At 50.0% G+C, this 19620-nt stretch carries 12 protein-coding genes; 5 read left to right on the top strand and 7 right to left on the bottom strand.

Annotated features, from left to right (window positions below; genetic code table 11):
- Positions 1-38 precede the first annotated feature (38 nt).
- The 6 genes from ACJJIW_RS18950 to ACJJIW_RS18925 form a co-directional block, all read right to left on the bottom strand.
- Positions 39-212: a hypothetical protein gene (locus tag ACJJIW_RS18950; protein WP_444936068.1), complete on the bottom strand. Its 174-nt coding sequence runs from the start codon at positions 210-212 to the stop codon at positions 39-41.
- A gap of 96 nt (positions 213-308) precedes the next feature.
- A complete protein-coding gene (locus ACJJIW_RS18945) occupies positions 309-695 on the bottom strand; it encodes a PDZ domain-containing protein (RefSeq protein ID WP_444936067.1) in 387 nt (128 codons plus the stop codon).
- 261 nt (positions 696-956) lie between these two features.
- Positions 957-2555, bottom strand: a complete 1599-nt coding sequence (locus ACJJIW_RS18940) for a PQQ-dependent sugar dehydrogenase (RefSeq protein WP_444936066.1) — start codon at positions 2553-2555, stop codon at positions 957-959.
- Between the two features lie 935 nt (positions 2556-3490).
- A complete protein-coding gene (locus ACJJIW_RS18935; RefSeq protein ID WP_444936065.1) occupies positions 3491-4321 on the bottom strand; it encodes a sulfurtransferase in 831 nt (276 codons plus the stop codon).
- Positions 4322-4380: 59 nt separating this feature from the next.
- Positions 4381-6033 (bottom strand): alpha/beta hydrolase, encoded by a 1653-nt coding sequence (locus tag ACJJIW_RS18930; protein WP_282932533.1) that lies wholly within the window; start codon positions 6031-6033, stop codon positions 4381-4383.
- A gap of 60 nt (positions 6034-6093) precedes the next feature.
- Positions 6094-6711: a trimeric intracellular cation channel family protein gene (locus ACJJIW_RS18925; RefSeq protein WP_282932534.1), complete on the bottom strand. Its 618-nt coding sequence runs from the start codon at positions 6709-6711 to the stop codon at positions 6094-6096.
- Between the two features lie 215 nt (positions 6712-6926).
- On the opposite strand from ACJJIW_RS18925, the gene ACJJIW_RS18920 reads away from it, so the two are divergent.
- Positions 6927-7826 (top strand): EamA family transporter, encoded by a 900-nt coding sequence (locus tag ACJJIW_RS18920; protein ID WP_282932535.1) that lies wholly within the window; start codon positions 6927-6929, stop codon positions 7824-7826.
- 411 nt (positions 7827-8237) lie between these two features.
- Here the strand turns inward: ACJJIW_RS18920 and ACJJIW_RS18915 are convergent, their stop codons facing one another.
- Positions 8238-9422: an acyl-CoA dehydrogenase gene (locus ACJJIW_RS18915; RefSeq protein ID WP_282932536.1), complete on the bottom strand. Its 1185-nt coding sequence runs from the start codon at positions 9420-9422 to the stop codon at positions 8238-8240.
- Positions 9423-9742: 320 nt separating this feature from the next.
- On the opposite strand from ACJJIW_RS18915, the gene ACJJIW_RS18910 reads away from it, so the two are divergent.
- From ACJJIW_RS18910 to ACJJIW_RS18895, 4 genes are all read left to right on the top strand, one after another.
- Positions 9743-11179, top strand: a complete 1437-nt coding sequence (locus ACJJIW_RS18910) for an efflux transporter outer membrane subunit (protein ID WP_444936064.1) — start codon at positions 9743-9745, stop codon at positions 11177-11179.
- Positions 11179-12417 carry an efflux RND transporter periplasmic adaptor subunit gene (locus tag ACJJIW_RS18905; protein WP_282932538.1) on the top strand — a complete coding sequence of 413 codons (1239 nt, stop codon included), beginning with the start codon at positions 11179-11181 and terminating at the stop codon, positions 12415-12417. Before ACJJIW_RS18910 ends, ACJJIW_RS18905 begins: the two co-directional genes overlap by 1 nt.
- Positions 12410-15568: an efflux RND transporter permease subunit gene (locus ACJJIW_RS18900; protein ID WP_444936063.1), complete on the top strand. Its 3159-nt coding sequence runs from the start codon at positions 12410-12412 to the stop codon at positions 15566-15568. The genes ACJJIW_RS18905 and ACJJIW_RS18900 overlap by 8 nt, the downstream gene beginning before the upstream one ends.
- Before the next feature lie 328 nt (positions 15569-15896).
- Positions 15897-19541 (top strand): amino acid adenylation domain-containing protein, encoded by a 3645-nt coding sequence (locus tag ACJJIW_RS18895; RefSeq protein ID WP_444936062.1) that lies wholly within the window; start codon positions 15897-15899, stop codon positions 19539-19541.
- Positions 19542-19620: the final 79 nt, after the last annotated feature.

The following is a 19620-nucleotide window of genomic DNA, read 5'->3' as shown; positions in this document are numbered from 1 at the left end:
TTTACCATCTTAACGAAGTGTCCGGAAGGATTAGACCACTACATACCTTCCTTATCCCCCCTCAGTTCACACCACTTGGAGGCATAAAAATAGGCTATGGCATGCTCAAATGTTTCATAGCTTGATAGTTGATTGTCGATGAAGTCAGAAATTAGATGGATACCTTCTTCTTCCCTGTTTGTTTCAAAAAGTGATGCACCTTTATAAAGCATTCCAGCATTTTTCCCGAAATTCTTAAATGCTTTTCTAATTATTCGGCTAATACTTGTGTCTGAATATGTGGCCTCGCTTGCTTCAAGCAGTCTCTCTCAATCTCTGCGTTTCCATAGCAAGCGAAATCCCTCCCAGCCAGGGAAGCTGCCAGTCTTTAACTCCTTTAGGATATAATTTGAACTCGGCTCAGTAATAACCCCGAGAGGGACTGGGGATGCTTTGACATTTAATATTGTGTGATCACCGCGTGAATAAAAGCGGTAATTCACAGTTCCTCTACCGTAGGTTAAGTCAATTTCATCTTGAGCTATCAATGGTTCCCCATTGAAGCTGAGGATAAAGTCACCCTTCTTTAATCCAATACTATCTGCAGGGGAATTTTTTGCTACATTGACAATAATACTAGCGTTTGAGTTGTCAATGTCGCCTGTGACTTTTTGGGTTTCTTTTTTGTATTCCCATTTTGTGGGTGAACTAATCAAGGTCTTAAACTCCCTTTTGCTGCAATTTTTTTCAAAAGTGTATATTGTTACTGTTCTGTTAAGTTGGTATAACTGCCCAAAGGCAAAGGTTCATAGTTGCCTGTTATTGTCAAGTTTAACTGATTTCCTAAGGTGCTTTTTCCGAATGCCAAAGGGTTACATTTCTTAGTGTCGCGTATATTTTATGTTGTTCGCAATAAGAAATGCAGACCCTGGGTTTATGGTTATATCTTCGCCTCTCTTAGGTGTTCGCGGAAACAGTTAATCAAAAATAGACTTAATGCTATTGATCAATTGTTGTTTTTGTTCTTTGCTCATTGTGGATGATGGAGGCATTGGGCGAACAGGGTTGAATAGCGCTAGTTCGATATTCATGACTCCATCTGTAGGCTTAAGCCAGCCGCTGGTGTTGTTTAACAGCTTTTCCGGTGATTTAGCTATATCTTCATGGCATGAGGCGCAGTGTTCAATTAGGGTATTTTTAAGGTTCGGGTGCTTGTCCAAAATTGTGGCCATAGCTTCAGCGTCAATGTCATCGTCGTCAGTAATAGGCTCTTCACTTATATATGACTCTCCAGTAGCAAGCCTTAAAATAGCTCTATTTTTGTCATCGACGATTAATAATGTTTCATCCATAAGCATAACTAAGCCAACCGGTGCGCCTTCGGGGCGAAGGTTATGTACCTGATTCCAGTTAGTGATAATTTCTATGTGTTGAGCTTGTTGTGACATTCCTCCCTGGGGGGCAAATGGATGGCGTGTCCACTCTGTGCTTGGTGCGATAGGGTCACGGTTAAACCATACTTTGTCGGTTAAAACGGGTAGCCCATTATGATCGATATCATAGGCAACCAACCGATTACCTACCACACGGTACCCATGCCAGCTCATTAAAAGTCTATTATTTAACGCTGGTATTTTACTGGATTGGCTATATAGCATATCTAGTGGGGCGACATGGGGAGGTAGAAGTGTATAGGGAGGGTGGTAGTTCTTGACATGGCAGCCATTTTTGATTTTGCCTTGATCAAACATTTCATTCAGGCAGTAGGGCCAGCCATAAAATCCATCTTCCCTGATTATATTGATTTCCTCATAGGGCTCATCAGCATCCTTCACATCACTGCTATTTTCTGCCTGTAGTATTACCCCGGAAGAGTGGGCCACCAGGGCCATTGAGTTCCTTAACCCATTTGCAATTTGTCTTCCTGTTGCGGAGTAGCTATCGGTAGAATTTTTATAGCTGTATTGCCAGAGACCGTTCTCGTCTAGCTCATTACACTTACCATCCGTTATATGACGCTCACACTGGTCAGTTCTTGAGCCAAAGTTAATTAACAGTGAGTTGTCAGGTAGTTGAACGAAATTACTTAAAGGATGCAGCGAATCCTTGTGAGGTAAATTTCCAATTATTACCTCATCAGAAACAATTTGGTTGTCTACTAACTCTAGCCGACGAATCTGATTAGTCTCTGCTACTAAAATACGTCCCTTGGGGTCCATCTCAATATCGTGAGGCATATTGAGCCCATGCAACAGAGGGGTAACTGTGACATTTCCTTTTAAATGATCATCAGAGGACTCAAGGAGCCAGAGGATTCCCTTACCCTCGGACCATCCGCCCATATCGGTTATAAGGAGACTGCGCTTGCCCAATTGGATCGCTTTACGGGGCTTCTTAAAACCTGAGAACTGACTGACAATCCCAATACAGGTTCCTTTAATACTACCTACAGCAACTTTAGGGAATCCATCGCAACTGCTATTTAAAGGTAAGTAATTACCCGAAAAACAAATGGAAGGGAATAATATGCTTAAAAATGACAGATACTTAAAGAATATACTACGCGTGTTATTCATATCACATAACGCTTAATGCACTTGCTACACAACCAGAGTTAGTTAAGGTTGTGATGTCAGGTGCCTTTACTTACTAATTTTAGGGTGCATGCACTAACCACCCCCTTTCTTCTGAATGATGTAAAGCTATGCTTTCCTGTATCTCACGATTAATCTCCTTATGATTGAGACCTATAGATATTAGAATCTGGCAAGGCAAACACAGTTATTTCAATTCCCAGCCAGTTCTTCCCATAAGCTGATGCCGACAATAATTGGTACGTAAGTATCAGTTCGGGTTACTCTCCTGAGACCTGTGTAGCCATCTTTTGCCGCTGAAAGCATGATCTATAAATTTTAATGGCATGTTCAAAACGGCTGCATTCTATCATCTGTTAATAGATCTCGGAACTGAGAGGCATACTGATTTTAGAGGCGTCTGGTAGTTCAATTTGTTGCACAGGCTTGGTAAAAAGAATATTCCATTAGGCTTTTGATAATTGTTCGCAATCTCGAGTGGCGATAAAATATTACAATATCATTGGCAGTATCAAGAGATGCTTGGAGGAAGGCGCAGTGTGGGTTATCCGCTTTATTCCGCTTGGTGAGGGCTGAGATATTTTCTAATGTATGTACCAAAAGTATTCATTGTAATGAGAAGAATAATTTCACATTTGGTGTGATGGCTATAGCTGCGGATTCTTTTACCAAAGTATTTACGTTAGTCGGCTGAGAATTTTTTGAGTGTGGGCTGAATTTAAATTTAGCTATTATATTTGGGTTTTTCTTCTAGCTTTTTAGGGGCGTACTCCCGATCGCTAACCCTCATGCCGGGCTCTGTCTCTTATCTTTTTTGGCCTCGTTACCTTATAGCCATATAGTTTGGACAAGTACGCTGTATCTACTTAAATGACCTCTTGACAGTTGTGTGTGCTAAGGAGTTCTGATTTTTTCTTTTACTGATGTGCGCACCAATCACTCCAACTCCCTGGATAGAGTAGTGAGTCGTGGCGACCAGCTAAATATTGTGCATAGAAATTAACGCAGGCAGTAACTCCGGAGCCGCAGTAATTGAGAAGTGGTTTACCATCTGCCAAGTTGCCAAACTGTGATTTAAGTTCGGCAATAGATTTCACTTTGCCATTGTTTTTGTCAGTTATGTTTTGCCAGGGCTGGTTGATGGCGGTAGGTATATGTCCGGCAATCGGGTCGATAGGCTCTTCAATTCCTTCAAAGCGCTGACTGTCCCGGGCGTCTACTAACTGCCAGGGTGCTTTATCCAGGTTTTGTTTGATAGTCTCGTAATGAACCAAAAGATTTTCTTTTGGTTGTGCGCTGAAGTTTCCTTGCTTGGATAGAGTGGGCTCGCTTGTGTCCAAATCCTCCCCTGCATCGAGCCAGGCTTTTAGACCGCCATTCAGAATGCTGATTTTCTTGTGGCCAAAGAAGAAAAACAGGAACCAGGCACGGGCGGCGAAACCCAGGCGGTTGTCGTCGTAGACGATTACCTGTGTGCCACTATCGACTCCCAGATTGCGAGCGTAGTCCTGGAACTGTGCAGCGCTCGGCATTGGGTGGCGGCCGCCGTAGCGTTGCACAGGGGCAGAGAGGTCACGGTGCAGGCAGGCGTAATGGGCATCGGGAATATGGCCAGCCCGATAGTCCCGCTCACCACTATCGTGATCCGCCAGGCTATAGCGGCAGTCCAATATTACGGGTTCGCCGGTCTTTTTGAGCTCTACCAAATACGCAACTTCAATCAGGGCGGGGTTGTTGTTGCTCTCCATCGGCCTCTCCTCAATCCTTGATACCGCTTTTGTCGTGTAACTTCAGCTGTTGTTTTTGGTTATTGGCCGCTTTCCGGGGCAGGGACCTCTGCTGCTTGGGGTTCAACGGCCTGTTGTTCGGCTTCTTGCTGGGACTCAGACTCTTCTTCGGTGGAAATCTGGTCTGCCAGCTCCGCTTTGCGGCAAGTCATGGTGGTTTCGGTTTGATCTTCGGCAGGGTTGTCGAGAAAGCGCGCTACTGCCCGCTCCGCGCAGTTGCTTGCGGAAATAATATCGTGAGCCAGGTTGGGAAATAGCAGCCATTGGTGATTCGGTAGCTCTTTGCGTGCGATATCGACATCATCTGCGGCCAGTACCGGATCCAGGCCGCCGTGTAACACTATCACTGGAACTGGGGTGGAGATGGCTTCTGACTCAGTGAGAGGAGCAGAGGGGATTGCCCAGATGCGGCATTGTAGCTGCAACAAATTTAAATCTGATCGCACGGCCCCGCCGAGAATGCCGGTGTCTGCAGCGTTGGCCCTGGCCTGATCAAAATCGACAAAGGGAGCCTCTTCATAGCAGAAGTGGCTAACGCCGGCTGCATCCCCAAAGTAGGGGTCCAGTACGATCTCCATAAAGTGTGCGATGGCATCCTGGGCTGGCTGTAGACCTTCATCGCCCTCATTTTCCAGCCCTTCGATCATCTTGGGCAGTTCACTGTAGAAGTTTTCGTTATACAGCGCCTGGAATAGAACTCTCAGCAAGCGCTGTCCAGTAAGCACAAAGGGATAGCTTTGTTTTGAGTAGCGGTGCTTGATCGGAATGGTGCGCGGCTCTTCGTCTAAGGTCTGGATCAGGTTTTCCAGCCTGCGGCGCAAATTGGGATAGCGACTGTTACATTTCTCGTCTTCGATGCAATGCTTCAGGCCGCGTTCGTAGGCAGCCAGGGAGTCCTGTGGGAGCTGCTGCGTGTAGACGATATTGGGGAAGACCGCGCTGTTAAGCACCAGGGTGCGCACTGATTCCGGGAAGTCGCGGGCCACTGTCAGGGCGTAGCGGGAGGAGTAGGACACCCCGTAGAGATCGAATTTATCGAGTTTGAGGGTTTTTCTCAGCTCTTCTACATCCCTGGCGATCACAGAACTGTTGTACTGGGCCAAGTCGGCACCTTTGCTCAGGCGACTGTAACAGCGCTCCATACTGAAGGAGAAAACACGGGCCTCTTCTTCCGGAGACAGGTTGCGCCGGAAGGCGGTATCGGCATCTTCGATAAACTCGCTGCAAGTGAGGCGTGGCTGGGCCATACCGGTGCCCCTGGGGTCTATAACAAAAAGATCCCGGCCGTCTTCTACTGTCATGGCGGCATAGTTAAGCCACAACCAATCGCTGGCGTTCTCGGGCTCTAACCCCATGCTGGCTCCGGGGCCTCCGGCGCCTAGGTGGAGTAGGGGGATTTTCTTGGGATCGGGGTTTGTGGCGCGGAAGCGCACTACCGGAAAGCGGATTTTGCGCTTTTCTGGGTGGGCATAATTCTCCGGCACCTCCATCATGAAACACTGGGTGAAAGGCCAGGTTTCATCGGTTTTGAACCAGCAGGGCTTTGCTACCAGGCGAGCGTATTGTTTTTGCGGGGATTGACCGGTTTGAGCAGAGTTTGTCGAGCGCTCACAGGCTCCAATCACCATGGAAAAGAGAATGATGAGGAGAATGCGCAATCGGGCTTTTTGCACTTAGATTATTCCTGTGACTGCTACTAAATAGTGGTTTATGGTTTCAGACCTTTGAGTGGGTCAGTGCTTGCCGAAGCGTGCCACTGGCGCGGAGATATTCCAGCGCAATGCCGCGAGGCGAATCGCTAAGGTCACAAATACAGCAATAGCCACCACTAGCTCATGGGGTAGCCACCCTACATTGTCCAAGGCAACGAGTATGGCCGTACCGGTAAGGGCAGCGGTGGCATAGATCTCTCGCCGGAGTAAAAGTGGAATGTCACCGGACAGCACATCCCGAATCACCCCGCCAAAAGTACCGGTCATTACGCCGAGCACGATTGCGATGGTCGCGGAATAGCCCAGTTCTAGTACTTTCTGGGTTCCGAGCACCACAAAAACGGCGAGTCCAATGGCATCTGCCACCATTAGCAGGCGCATAGGGACCTTTAGATAGCGTATCAGGTAAAAGCTTACTACACCGGTAATTGAGGCGATCCACAGGTAATAGGTGTGGTCAAGCCAGAATACAGGGACGTTGAGAATAATGTCCCGGGCGGTGCCGCCGCCAATAGAGGTGACGCAGGCGAGTACCACGGCACCAAATAAATCCATCTGTTTGTGGCCGGCGGCGAGTACGCCGCTGAAGGCAAAGACCGCGATACCGATCAATTCAAACCAGTGCAGCAGCTCATCCATATCATCGTTACATCCAGAGATTGGCGGGCAGGGGAGAATAGCACTTCTGTCTACGCAAAGGGAATTGAGCAGCGATCTACTGGTGAGAAGTGTGAGGCGCCGCAATAGATCGGTACCAGGGAGCTATTGAAACAATGACCAAGGGCCCATTAGGCGCAGAAGAGTAATGGAGGCTGCTACCCTTTGGTTACGTCCATTGTTCACTGGCTGTAGAGATGCCGTATAAAAGCATACTGTTGGCTTTGCTGGCAGTCTCAATTTTTGGACTGAATTACCCGATAACCAAGGTGGCGCTGGCCGACTTCCCGCCAATGTTATTGGCTTCGGTTCGCTTCACCCTCGTCGCTGTTCCTCTGGTTTTCTTTTGTCCATTCCCCAAGACCTCGATCCTCAATGTTGTTGCGCTCGGTTTCTTCTTAGAGTTTCTCTCTCTGGGGTTGATGTACTACGCCATGAAGGCCGATATTCAAGCGGGTGTAGCGTCACTGCTTATGCAGTCGCAGGTGCCATTCACCCTATTGCTATTCGCAATGCTGTTTGGCGATAAGATAAATATGCAGCAGTGCTTGGGTTTGGTAATAGCGGCTGTAGGGTTCTCTGTATTCTTCTACTATGCCGATAAAGGTGGGTCGACAACGATAGTGGGATTTATCCTTATTATGGGGGCGGGGCTGTCTTGGGCGATAGCGAATATCGTATTCCGCAGGATGCCAGGTGTTAACTTACTTCATTTAATGGTTTGGGCTTCATTGGTGCCGCCGGTACCTCTTTTGGTCTTGTCAATATTTTATGAGAGCCATACTCCCTGGGTTTTCTTTTTTCAGGCGCATACGGCCAGTTGGTTTTCAATTGTTTACCAAGTGTGCATGGTGACATTGGTTGGTTATATTTTATGGGGTGATTTAATTCGTCGCTATTCCTCTGCCTGCGTTTCACCATTTGGGTTGCTGGTTCCTATTGTGGGAATAATCGGCTCATCAATTATCCTCGGTGAATATCTTACATTTGTTGAGTGGGTAGCGACTTTTGTTGTGTTGCTGGGTATTGCTCTTTGTGTAGTGAAATTAAATGATCGAAATCCGGGGCAGGAGATTGTTGATGTGGAGGGAAGTTAGGGGAGGGGTAATAATTTTATTCAGCTTGTTGAGCTCTCTGTTTGGGCTTTCCGCGGTTCCCAAAACTTCCTTTTTATACCTTTATTGAGAGTTTAATAATTGCTGAGGGCTGTCTTTACTTGTTTCGCGGTTCGATGATGCGTAAACGGTCACAGTGAGTTTTGGCCTGCTCTCAAATTATTTTTACTTTAAATCCAAACGTTTTTTTCGGTGCAGTACTTTGCTTGGTGTGGGTAATAATTTAATACTGCTCCACAGTCTATGCGCCGCCTTTTTGCGTGATTATTCCGAACTTTAGTTTAATGGCTTTGTGCTACCAACCTGGGGCCGAGGTAGAAGTAAGCAGATAAGAAGTGATGGGATAAGGGCGATGCCCACGGAAAATACCGTGAGCATCGAACTAGACGTGTTTTACACGAATGCTTGCAGGCCGGTCTGGGCGCGGCCGAGGATCAATGCGTGTACGTCGTGGGTACCTTCGTAGGTATTTACAGCTTCCAGGTTCATCACGTGGCGAATTACGTGGAATTCGTCGGAGATGCCGTTGCCGCCGTGCATATCGCGAGCAATACGGGCGATATCCAGTGCCTTACCACAGTTGTTGCGCTTCACCAGGGAGATCATGGTGGGGTCGAACTGCTTGTTCTCATCCATGATGCGACCAACGCGCAGGGAGGCTTGCAGGCCCAGGGTAATTTCGGTCTGCATGTCAGCCAGTTTCTTCTGGAACAGCTGGGTTTGAGCCAGAGGGCGGTTGAACTGGGTGCGGTCCAGGCCGTACTGGCGAGCGGCGTGCCAGCAGAACTCACCGGCACCCATGGCGCCCCAGGAGATACCGTAACGAGCGCGGTTCAGGCAGCCGAAGGGGCCGCGCAGTCCGCCAATTTCCGGGAACTTGTTTTCTTCCGGAACGAACACATTGTCCATCACGATCTCACCGGTAATGGAGGCGCGCAGTGAGAACTTGCCTTCGATCTTCGGTGCGGAGAGGCCTTCCATACCCTTGTCCAGCACGAAGCCGCGAATAATATCGTCGTCATCTTTCGCCCAAACAACGAAAACGTCGGCGATTGGGCTGTTGGTGATCCACATCTTGGAGCCGCTGATGCGGTAGCCGCCATCGACTTTCTTGGCGCGGGTTTTCATGCCGCCGGGATCGGAACCCGCATCGGGCTCGGTCAGGCCGAAACAGCCAACCCATTCGCCGGATGCCAGCTTGGGCAGGTACTTCTGCTTCTGCTCTTCGCTGCCGTAAGCGTAAATTGGGTGCATAACCAGGCTGGACTGAACGCTCATGGCGGAGCGGTAGCCGGAGTCGACGCGTTCAACTTCGCGCGCCACCAGGCCGTAGGAAACGTAGTTGAGACCGGCACAGCCGTAGCCTTCGATGGTGGAACCGAGCAGGCCCAATTCACCCATCTCGTTCATGATTTCACGATCGAAGATTTCGTGGCGGTTACCCTCGAGAACTCTGGGCATCAGTTTGCTTTGGCAGTACTCACGTGCCGTGTCGCGCACCATGCGCTCTTCGTCGGTCAGCTGTTGGTCCAGCAGCAAAATATCGTCCCAATGGGCGAGTGGCTGATGTTTACTCATGGTTTGTCTCTTCTACTTCCGTTATTAATTCCACCGGAGCGTCCAAGGGGGCCGGCTGAAGAAGGCCGAGCACCTTTGTACAGAGGGGAGACTTTTTGGATAAGCTCCGCGTCAAACCCCGATGACTATTCAGTTTAGTGTGCCGCATCATACCGAAGTAGTCGGTTTTCGGCACTCCTGCGGGCAGCAATTTTTTGCCTGATTTTACGTATGCTTTGTAAACAAGAGTAAAACGCATTGCGAGCGATTTTGGGGGGCGGATAATGCACGCAATAAATCTCTATTTTTTACGATTAAACGTTTAATTTCGGTGATATTCCTTGTCCTTTTACCGTATTTTGGCAATTTGTGTTCCGCTGCTTGTCAGCTGTAGTTCGCAGCCAATTGAGACCATTCAACCCGATGAAAATTTAGGGTTACCAGAATCTTTTCGTGCATCGGGTACCGTCGCACCGAGTTTGCGCTGGTGGCGAGATTTGGAAGATCCGCAGTTGGACAATTTGGTACAGCTGGCACTGAAAGATAATCCGGATATTCAGGCTACCTATTGGCGATTGGAGCAGGCCGCAGCCACCGCGCGGGGAGCGCGATCGGGCCTTTGGCCAAGACTGACCGCCAGTATTGAAAATACTGAGCAGCGCTACTCTTCCGGCGAGTTCACCGATCCCTCTGCGGAGGGCAATAGTTGGAGTACCCGTATCGCCGCCAGCTACGAAGTGGATCTTTGGGGGCGGGTTCGTGCCGGTGCCAGTGCTGCAGAGGCGGCTTACCTGGCCCAGGAACAGAATTTACAGACGGCAGCTCTGACCCTGGCGAGCGAGGTGGCAGCTACCTGGTTGGAGTTGCGGGAGCAGTGGGGGCAGCGGGATTTGCTGCAACAACAGCTGGAGATCAATCGCAAAAGCCTGAAGGTTCTGGAACTGCGCTTTGGTCGTGGCGTCTCAGGTGCAGCCGATGTTTTGCAGCAACAGCAACTGGTCCAGCAGTCACAGCAGGAACTGGATGAGGAGGAAGCGGATGCCGAAACTCTAAAAGTACAGTTAGCGGTGCTTTTGGGTATCAATGTCGAGGAACTTAGCAGCATTATTCACGAACAGGCCGGGTTGCCGGTATTACCAGCCCTGCCAGAGACCGGCGTGCCATCGCAATTGTTATTGCGCCGCCCGGATGTCGTTGAGGCGCAGCGAGACCTTCTACAGGGCTATCACTTAGCCGATGAGGCCTGGGCAGATCGACTGCCCGTATTTAGTTTGTCTGCGGTAGCCAGCAATGGCACCAGTTTAATTAGTGATGTGACTGAAAACTGGCTCTTGGCCATCGCAGCCTCTATTGAGGGGGTGATTTTTGATGGTGGCGCCCTGGCATCAGCCCGGGAGCAACAGGACGCCGTTCTGCAGGAGCGCTGGGCGCTCTACCGCAGTGCAGTCAATGAAGCCTTGTCTGAAGTAGAGCAGGCCTTGATTCGAGAGAGCCTGATCGAGCGGAGACTCAACCATCTACGTGAGCGTGAGCGTCTCGCAGACCTTTTGGTTCTGCGCCAAAGCCGCGCCTATGCGCGGGGGACCATCGACTTCCTCAATGTGTTGACCGCGACGAGTGAACAACAGAGTTTGGCGCGACAAATCTTGTCTGCCGAGCGCGAACTGATTGAAAACCGAGTAGTACTTTACCGCGCGCTTTCCGGCGGGATCCCCCAGGCGGATCTTCCAGCCCCCGAGCCAGTGGATTTGGAGTTGTACCTGGAGGGAAATAACTGATGTTGCAGAAACTCAATTGGCGCCTGCTGATCCCCATAATTTTGGTGGTGTTGGCATTCCTGGCCTTCAACTGGATGATGCGGGAAAAACCGTCGGTCAGTCGCGGTGAGCGCAAATCGCCACCGCCGACAGTCGATGTAGCCGTTGCTGAGCAGGGTCGTTTTCCTGTGACCCTGAGCGCGCTGGGTAAAGTGAGTGCCCGTGAGTTAGCGGAGTTGGAGCCCCAAGTACAGGGGCAGGTGCAGTGGCTCGATTATGATCTGGGCCCCGGAGCCGTAATGCCAAAAGGGCAGGTGCTGTTGCGTATTGATCAGGAGCCCTACCAGTTGGCCCTGATGACGGCCCAGAGCACCCTCGCCGAACGCCGTGCTGAATTGCAGCAGGAGCAAGGACAGCAGCAAGTTGCTCAAGAGGAATACGAGCTTCTCGGCACAGCCCTGTCTGGAACGGATAAGGCTCTGGTGTTGCGCGAGCCTCAGAGAGCTGCAGCAGAGGCGGCAGTAAAATCCGCAGAGGCAAATGTGGCCTTGGCTAAACGCGATCTTCGGCTTACCGAGATTCGCGCCCCATTTGATGCCCTGGTAGTTGAGCGTGATGCCGACGTCGGTGATCGCGTCTCTCCGGGAGATACTCTTTACAGCCTCGCTAGTGCCGACCGTTTCCAGATTGCCGTTGAGGTTCCCGCGTCGCAACTGCACCGGCTCGGACGCGGTGATGTTGAAGTTCGAATTTACGGCAGCCAGTGGCCGCAGGGCGTCTACCGCCGCGGTGAGTTTGTCCGGGTTATCCCGGTACTGGAAGAGCAGGGTCGTCTCGCCAGTGTGTTGGTAGAGCTGGAAGACCCGCTTTCCGTCCAGGATCCGTCTCAGCCGCAGCTGCTTCTCAACGATCTGGCGAAAGTAGAGATCGTTTCCCAAAGTGAGGATGAGCGCGTGCGTATCCCCCTCACTGCGTTGCAAGACGGCAACAATGTGTGGGTGGTTCGCGAGAACCGCACCACGGTTCTGCCGGTAGAAGTGGCCTATATGAGCGGCGACTTTGCAGTCCTGGAGCAGGGGCTCAGCGGTGGAGAAGCCTTAGTGACGACCCGGTTGGTAACCGTTACTGAGGGTATGCCGGTGCGAATTGCCGGAGACAGTAATCGCCAGCAGCGTCCGCCGATAGATGCGGCTGCCTCTGCAGAACGGCCGCCAAGGCGCGGCCCCGGTGGACCCAATGCTGGGGGCGCAGATGACTGAGCAGAATAGATCCAAAGATAAGGTCGATACCCGCACGGGCGCCATCGCCTGGATGGCGCGCAACCATGTAACCGCCAATTTGTTGATGCTGGTTTTCCTGATCGGTGGTTTGATTTTTTCGACCATCGTTAAAAAGGAAGTTTTCCCGGAGTTCAGCCTGGACACTGTGAGCGTGTCCATTTCCTATCCCGGTGCCAGCCCTGAGGAAGTCGAGCGCGGTGTACTGGTGGCCGCAGAGCAGGCGGTACAGGGCTTGGTAGGGATCAAGGAGATGACCGCGAGGGCCAATGAGGGTAGTGCCTCTTTGACACTGGAGCTGGAAGGCGATGCTGATGCTGCCTTGGTGTACCAGAATATTCAGCAGGCTATCGATTCCGTTACCACTTTCCCCACAGATATTGAGCAGCCCCAGGTCAGTCTGGCTGAGCGCAAACGGGATGTGCTGGACCTCGTATTGCACGGCGATCTTACCGAGCAAAACCTGCGCGCGTTGGCGATGCAGGTTTACGATAAGCTCGAAGCGCACAGCGGTATTACCCAGCTGGAAGCACAGGGTATGCGGGACTTACAAGTGGCGATCGAGATTCGCCGCGATGACCTGCGTCGCTATGGGCTTACCCTGCTGGAAGTGGCAAGCATCGTAGAAAATGCAGCGGTAGATATTCCCAGCGGCAGCGTTAAGTCTGATGCGGGGGAGATATTGGTTCGGGTGACCGAGCGCCGTGATTGGGCTCGTGAGTTCGGCGATATTGTTATTGCCCAGGGCGCTGGTGGCGGTGCTGTTTATTTAAAGGATGTTGCCAATATCAGCGATGCGCTTGAGGAAGAAGCGCGCAATATGGTGTTTAACGGCGAGCCAGCTATCAGCATCAAGATCTACCGGGTGGGCGACCAAACACCAATGAGTGTCAGTGAGGCTGCCCATGAAGTCGTTGATGAGGTCAGGGCAAGCCTGCCTCCGGGGGTGACCCTGACAGTTCGAGATGACGACTCAGAAATTTTCAAAGCGCGTCTGACCCTGCTGCTGAAGAACGGTTTTATTGGGCTCTTATTAGTATTTGTTGTGCTCGGAGCCTTTCTGGAATTGCGGTTGGCTTTTTGGGTAACACTGGGCATTCCTACCAGCTTCCTGGGGGCATTGCTATTCCTGCCTGGGCTGGATATTTCCATCAGTATGGTAAGTATGTTTGCCTTTATTATCGCCCTTGGAATAGTGGTGGATGATGCAATTATTGCCGGTGAGAATATCCACGAGTGGCGACAAAAAGGCTACAGCAATCTGGAGGCTGCCGTTGCCGGTGCCCGGCAGGTATCGGTGCCGCTCACATTTGCGATTCTGACTAATATTGTCGCCTTCCTTCCATTGATGGCCTTACCCGGCTTTATGGGCAAGATCTTTGGTGTGATTCCCTTTGTGGTGGGCTCGGTATTTATTATTTCCTGGGTGGAAGCCCTGTTTATTTTGCCCGGTCACTTGGCCCACTCTCGTCGCGGCTATAAAAGTCGCCGGGCGCGCCGCTTTGCCGCGCGGCAGAAAATGCTGGCGCGGGGATTGGATCGTTTTGTACAGCAGCGATTTAGGCCCTTCCTGGATATATGTATCAAGCATCGCTACACCACTATTGCGGTGGCAGTTGCGGCACTGATGGTGGTTGGTGGTTATGCCGCTAGCGGCCGTATGGGCTTCACCCTGATGCCCAGGGTGGAGCGTGACTCCGGTCGCTTTGCTGTCACCTTTCCCACCGGGACGGCCCAATCCCAGCTGGAAAAAGCGCGCTCGCAGATTATTACTGCTGCCGATAGGGTGCTCGAGCAATACGATAAAGAAAAGGTCTTCCTGGGGATTCGCGGTTTGATGGGCGATGACGCGATTATGGTGGACGCTTTCTTTGTTCCCGCAGATGAGCGTCCTTTTTCCACCGGTGAGTTTATTCGCGCCTGGCGCCAGGAAGTGGGACCCATTGCCGGTGCCCTTAGCGCGACAACAGCTTCTGACCGTGGCGGTCCCGGCGCTGGCTCCTCGTTAACCGTGGAGCTTCGTCATACCGACACGGATACCTTAGAGCAAGCTGCGATACGTTTAGGGGATGAACTGGAGAAATTCCCCAATGTCAGCGATATCGATCCCGGTATTTCCCTCGGTAAAACCCAGTTGGACCTTACGCTGACTGAAACGGCCAAAAGTTTGGGCATGTCTGCGGAGGATATTGGTCGCCAGTTGCGGGCAGCGTTGTACGGGGCTGAGGCCCTGCGCCAACAGCGCGGCCGGGATCAGGTGAAGGTCATGGTGCGTTTGCCAGAGGATGAGCGAGCCAATATCAATGATGTGAATAGCATTATGATCCGGGCCAGCAATGGACTTTGGATGCCCCTGCCAGATCTGGTAAAAATTGATAAAGGGCGCGCCTATGCCACGATTAATCGCCGAGCAGGCCGCAGGGTTACAACAATTACCGCCAATGTGGAGCCCAGTGACCAAGCGACGCTTGTGATTAATGAGCTGAATGAAAGTGTGGTCCCCCAATTGAAAGCTGAATTCCCCGGCTTAAGTGTTTCGTATGAGGGACGCCAAGCGGAGGAGCGAGAGGGATTGGCAAGCCTGGCGATGACCTTTGCCCTTGCAATGGCGGTGCTGTACTTGTTATTGGCAATTCCCTTAAAGAGTTACGTACAGCCGTTGATCGTAATGGTGGCGATACCCTTTGGTGTGATCGGTGCGTTACTTGGTCACTTAGGTATGGGGTATGGACTCAGTATGGTGAGTCTGCTGGGGATGGTAGCACTGGCCGGAGTTGTGATTAACGATACCCTGGTAATGATTGAGTACAGCAATCGCCTTCGAAATGATGGTGCCGATTTGGAAAGTGCTATCAAGGGAGCTGCAGCGCGGCGTTTCCGCCCAATTGTGTTGACCACTGTAACAACTTTCTGCGGCTTGATGCCGATGATCTTTGAAAGCTCGGTGCAAGCGCGTTTTATGATTCCAATGGCGATCTCGCTGGGCTATGGAATACTTGCTGCCACGGCGATTTCATTGTTATTAGTACCCTGTCTCTATTTAATGATGGGTAGAGATATTCCACAGTTATTCGTATGGCTGAAAAACAACTTTATCCGCCTTAGAGGTGAAGGTGTAGTTGTACATAAATAGATTTAAATGCAGTCGGCATTTTGTGCCGACTGCATCTCTTCTCAATGCCACTTCTTTTGTGACCGATTTTTCCCCAGTGGTTTCCGCTTTCCGCTTCTAGCTTCCAGAACGCTCGATCTATTTGTATTCCTCTTCATTCATTGAATTTTCAGTAGCGGAAATGCTGGGCTAGTTCAATGTTATGAAATTTATTCCCGGCATACTTCCCGTTTACCGAATGATTCCTCTGTATTTTCAAATAACATAAAATTTTGACCAAATTTGAAAGACAGCGAGATAGATTGAAAGTTAGTTTTCAGATTTTAATAAGTATAAAAGGTAACGTTCAGTGTGCAGCTCAATAGACGAATTGAAAGTTCAACCCGAAGATGTAAGTCAAGTAGAAATAGCTGCTGTATCATCGGGAGAGACAGTCTGTGATTTAATCGAAAGACAAAGATTAAAGAGTCCCGATAAGGTCGCTATTATTGATGGCGACAAGAAGGTAAGTTTCACTTTCCTAATGAAGCGCGCCAATGGGATTACAGCTGAATTGGTAAGCCGGGGAGTTAAGCCAGGTTCCCTGGTGGGGGTCTGTATGAATCGATCCTGGGAGTTGGTCGCTGCTTTACTTGGTGTGATGCGTGCAGGTTGTGCCTATGTCCCATTAGATCCGCTTTACCCGCAAGAGCGCGTGCGGTATATGCTCGAACATTCCAAAGCTGCGGCAGCAATAGTTGATTGTGATAGTAGTGCAAACTTGTGTCTTGGTGTTAATGAGCTGCTATGGATTGATGAGTTACGAGGGGAGTCGCCGAACTTGCCGCCCGAGCAGGTAAGGCCCGGTGCGAGTGATTTGGCCTACGTAATCTATACGTCGGGTTCTACCGGAAACCCGAAGGGGGTCGCTATTGAGCACCGCAGCCTTATCGCTCTCAGTAAGTCCATGAGCGAGCTATTGAGTAATGATGAGCTTGAAGGTGTGCTAGCTTCGACTTCAGTTTGTTTTGACCCGTCTGTGATGGAGACTATAGGAGCTCTAGCATTGGGTGGCCGGGTTATATTGGCAAAAAATATTTTGGAGTTGCCGCAGTTACCCTCTCTTGCGCAAGTGCGAACTTGTATCACTGTTCCATCAGCAATGCAGGCCTTACTTTCAGTAGAAGAGCTGCCCGGGGGAATCCGTTGCCTGATTTTTGGGGGTGAGGTACTTAAACAGTCCTTGGTTGATCAGATTTATGCAGGGGCGGTTAAACCGAGGATAGTGAATGTATACGGTCCCACAGAGGATACGGTTTATTCTACTTATACTGAGGTTAGCCCTGGTAGCGGTAGTATTACGATAGGGAAGACTCTCCCGAATTCCTGCGCGTATATTTTGGACAGAAATCTGCGACCGGTTTCTCCCGGTAGAGAGGGGGAGCTATATTTGGCGGGTGACAAGCTCGCTAGAGGCTATTTGAATGATGAGCCACTAACCAAGGCGCGATTTATTCAGACAGCTCCCGATACTGGAATAGCGGATCAACGTCTGTATAAAACGGGAGACCTATGCCGATGGACAGAGAATGGGGAAATAGAATATCTGGGGCGTGCTGACTGTCAGGTAAAGATCAGGGGGTATCGTATTGAGTTGGAAGAAGTCGAGTCGACACTTGAGTCGCTAACCGGGGTTAATGCAGCGGCCGCTACTGTAGTTGATGGCGGAGCAGGGCAACAGATACTAGTGGCCTATATTGTCGTTACAGATAAGGCAATTACTGAGGAAACTGTAAAGGCTTTTCTCAATGAGCGTCTTCCAAAATATATGGTTCCCCATTTTGTTCGACATCTACGTGAGTTGCCTCTGCTCCCTAACAATAAGCTCGACCGAAAAAAACTAGCACTCCTCAAAGTCGATTTCAGTGCCTTTGTTGATAATAGTTTTGCCGCAAATGATGATATTAACCAAGGCAGCAAATTACTTGGACACTTCGCAGCTTTATCTGTGGATAGCGAAACAATTATTATGTCAATTATTCAGGGTGAGATGGCTTCTCTTATGAACCACTCAAATCCCGAAAGTGTATTACCAGAGCTAACATTCGATAAGCAGGGATTGGATTCTTTGACGACGTTAGAGTTGGCTAGCCGTCTCAGCCATTGCGCGGGACGTCCGCTTACTGTTCAAGCAATTCAGGATTACCCCACGCCAAAGTTATTGGCTGGCTATATGCTCGACTTGATGGATAGCAAAGTTGATTCTGAATCACCTTGCGTGGCTGTCGGCGCTAAAACCGATCAGCTGGCTCACTTCCAGTCTCAGCTCCAATTGAGTCATCCAAGTTTTCAAGTTGCAAAGGCATCATCCTGGTCTGCTTCCGATAAAAGTAGGTTGTTGCAAGCTGTGATTGCGATGGTTAATAACCAGGAGAGGAATCCTTATAGCAAGGTTTTACTCACAGGCAGTGGTACTCGGGGCACAGTAACGGATGTTTACAGCGATGATACTCAAGATGCCATTATATGGACTACAAACTTATACCTTGGCTTGAATAGGGATGAGTCAGTTATCGAGCAGGCATCGTCGGCTCTTCGGCACCTCGGTACCGGAATGGGTACTTCTGCAGCGGCATCAGGTCTGACAGACCTCCACCTGCAGTTTGAAGCGGAGTTTGCTGATTTAGTAGGTAAGTCTGGAGCTTGCTTATTTCCAACGGGCTACACAGCCAATGTCGGGGTCGTCGCAGGACTTCTTGGTGAAGATGATGTCGTGGTTATCGATCAGCTTTGCCATGCCTCAATTGTTGATGGAGCTCGCCTCAGTGGAGCCAAAATCAGGACTTTCCAACACAATAGCACTTCTGATCTGGAGTCTGTACTCAAGTCGGAGGTATCCCCTTACCGTACAATTTTAGTGGTACTCGAGGGGGTTTATAGTATGGGGGAAGGGGCTGCACCGGTGGCAGAGATTGTACGCGCAGCAAAGAAATACAATGCCCTCGTTTTGGTTGATGAGGCACATTCGTTTGGTTTTTACGGTGAAAGCGGTGCGGGCATCTGTGCGGCTCAAGGAGTTACAGATCAAGTAGACTTTATAATGACAACTCTTAGCAAGTCGCTTGGTAGTCTCGGTGGCGTTGTTGCTGCGAATAAGGAATATGTTGATCTGCTGAAATCCTCAGCGAGGGCATACATTTTCCAGGCTTCTGTCAGCCCCGCAGATATTGCTGCTGCATTAGCAGCATTGAAGCGCATTAGATCTGACGATGGATTACGCGAGCAATTATGGGATACGACCCGCTATATGCGACAAAGGTTTGAGCGGGCTGGGTACGACCTGGGAACAGGTGATGGGCCAATTATTACGCCCCATTTTAGTGATAAAGATAAGTTATACGGGATAGTACAAGCCCTATATCAGCGCGGTATTCAAACTTCTGCTGTCACCTATCCTATAGTTGAAAGTGGCCGAGGGCGCCTGAGGTTGATTTGTTCCGCAGCTCACACTAGGGAGGATGTTGATAGGACCTTGGAAGCTCTTATTGAGGCTGAAAAAGAGGTTGATGTTCAACCCCAGAAAATAAAAGAGGAAGCTATGGATTTGGGGCAAGCCCTTGCTGAAATTGCTGAGTGGGCAAATACCTTTTCTAACTTCCTAAAGGAATATATCAACCGACAATCCAGCCCCGTGCCCAACTTGTGCTTGTCAGTGAGTGTTACTGAACAGTTTGAGCCGGTGAGGATTTTAATTGATGGTGGCAAAGTAACCCTAAGTGATCACTCGGCTGACGACGTTCCTTTTTGCTCATTAACACTAAGAAATCAGAGGTCTGTCATGGCTTTGCGGCTTCACGATGTTCAGTCGCTGCTCGATGGTATTTGTACAGGCAGCTGTACATTAAGTGGTCAGGTTGAGCCATTTATATGGTGGATCGCCCGTATTCTAGATTTAAGTGTGGAGGTAAATAACCCTGTAGACTGTGGATTAGCTAGAGAGCAGGCGATTCATTAACTCATGAGGGGCGAGGTTTAAAGTTATGGGCCTTTCAGCTTACCCTGATGGGCCCATGTCTGGTATTACTGGCAGAGCA

It is taken from the genome of Microbulbifer maximicatervae (SeqCode) (assembly GCF_052467815.1).
This window is presented reverse-complemented; position numbering and strand designations above follow the sequence as displayed.

What these genes read in the sequence shown, in the direction of transcription:
- ACJJIW_RS18950 (WP_444936068.1), bottom strand. Translation starts at nt 212, where the DNA reads ATGCTTTATAAAGGTGCATCACTTTTTGAAACAAACAGGGAAGAAGAA.
- ACJJIW_RS18940 (WP_444936066.1), bottom strand. Translation starts at nt 2,555, where the DNA reads ATGAATAACACGCGTAGTATATTCTTTAAGTATCTGTCATTTTTAAGC.
- ACJJIW_RS18935 (WP_444936065.1), bottom strand. Translation starts at nt 4,321, where the DNA reads ATGGAGAGCAACAACAACCCCGCCCTGATTGAAGTTGCGTATTTGGTA.
- ACJJIW_RS18925 (WP_282932534.1), bottom strand. Translation starts at nt 6,711, where the DNA reads ATGGATGAGCTGCTGCACTGGTTTGAATTGATCGGTATCGCGGTCTTT.
- ACJJIW_RS18920 (WP_282932535.1), top strand. Translation starts at nt 6,927, where the DNA reads ATGCCGTATAAAAGCATACTGTTGGCTTTGCTGGCAGTCTCAATTTTT.
- ACJJIW_RS18915 (WP_282932536.1), bottom strand. Translation starts at nt 9,422, where the DNA reads ATGAGTAAACATCAGCCACTCGCCCATTGGGACGATATTTTGCTGCTG.
- ACJJIW_RS18905 (WP_282932538.1), top strand. Translation starts at nt 11,179, where the DNA reads ATGTTGCAGAAACTCAATTGGCGCCTGCTGATCCCCATAATTTTGGTG.
- ACJJIW_RS18900 (WP_444936063.1), top strand. Translation starts at nt 12,410, where the DNA reads ATGACTGAGCAGAATAGATCCAAAGATAAGGTCGATACCCGCACGGGC.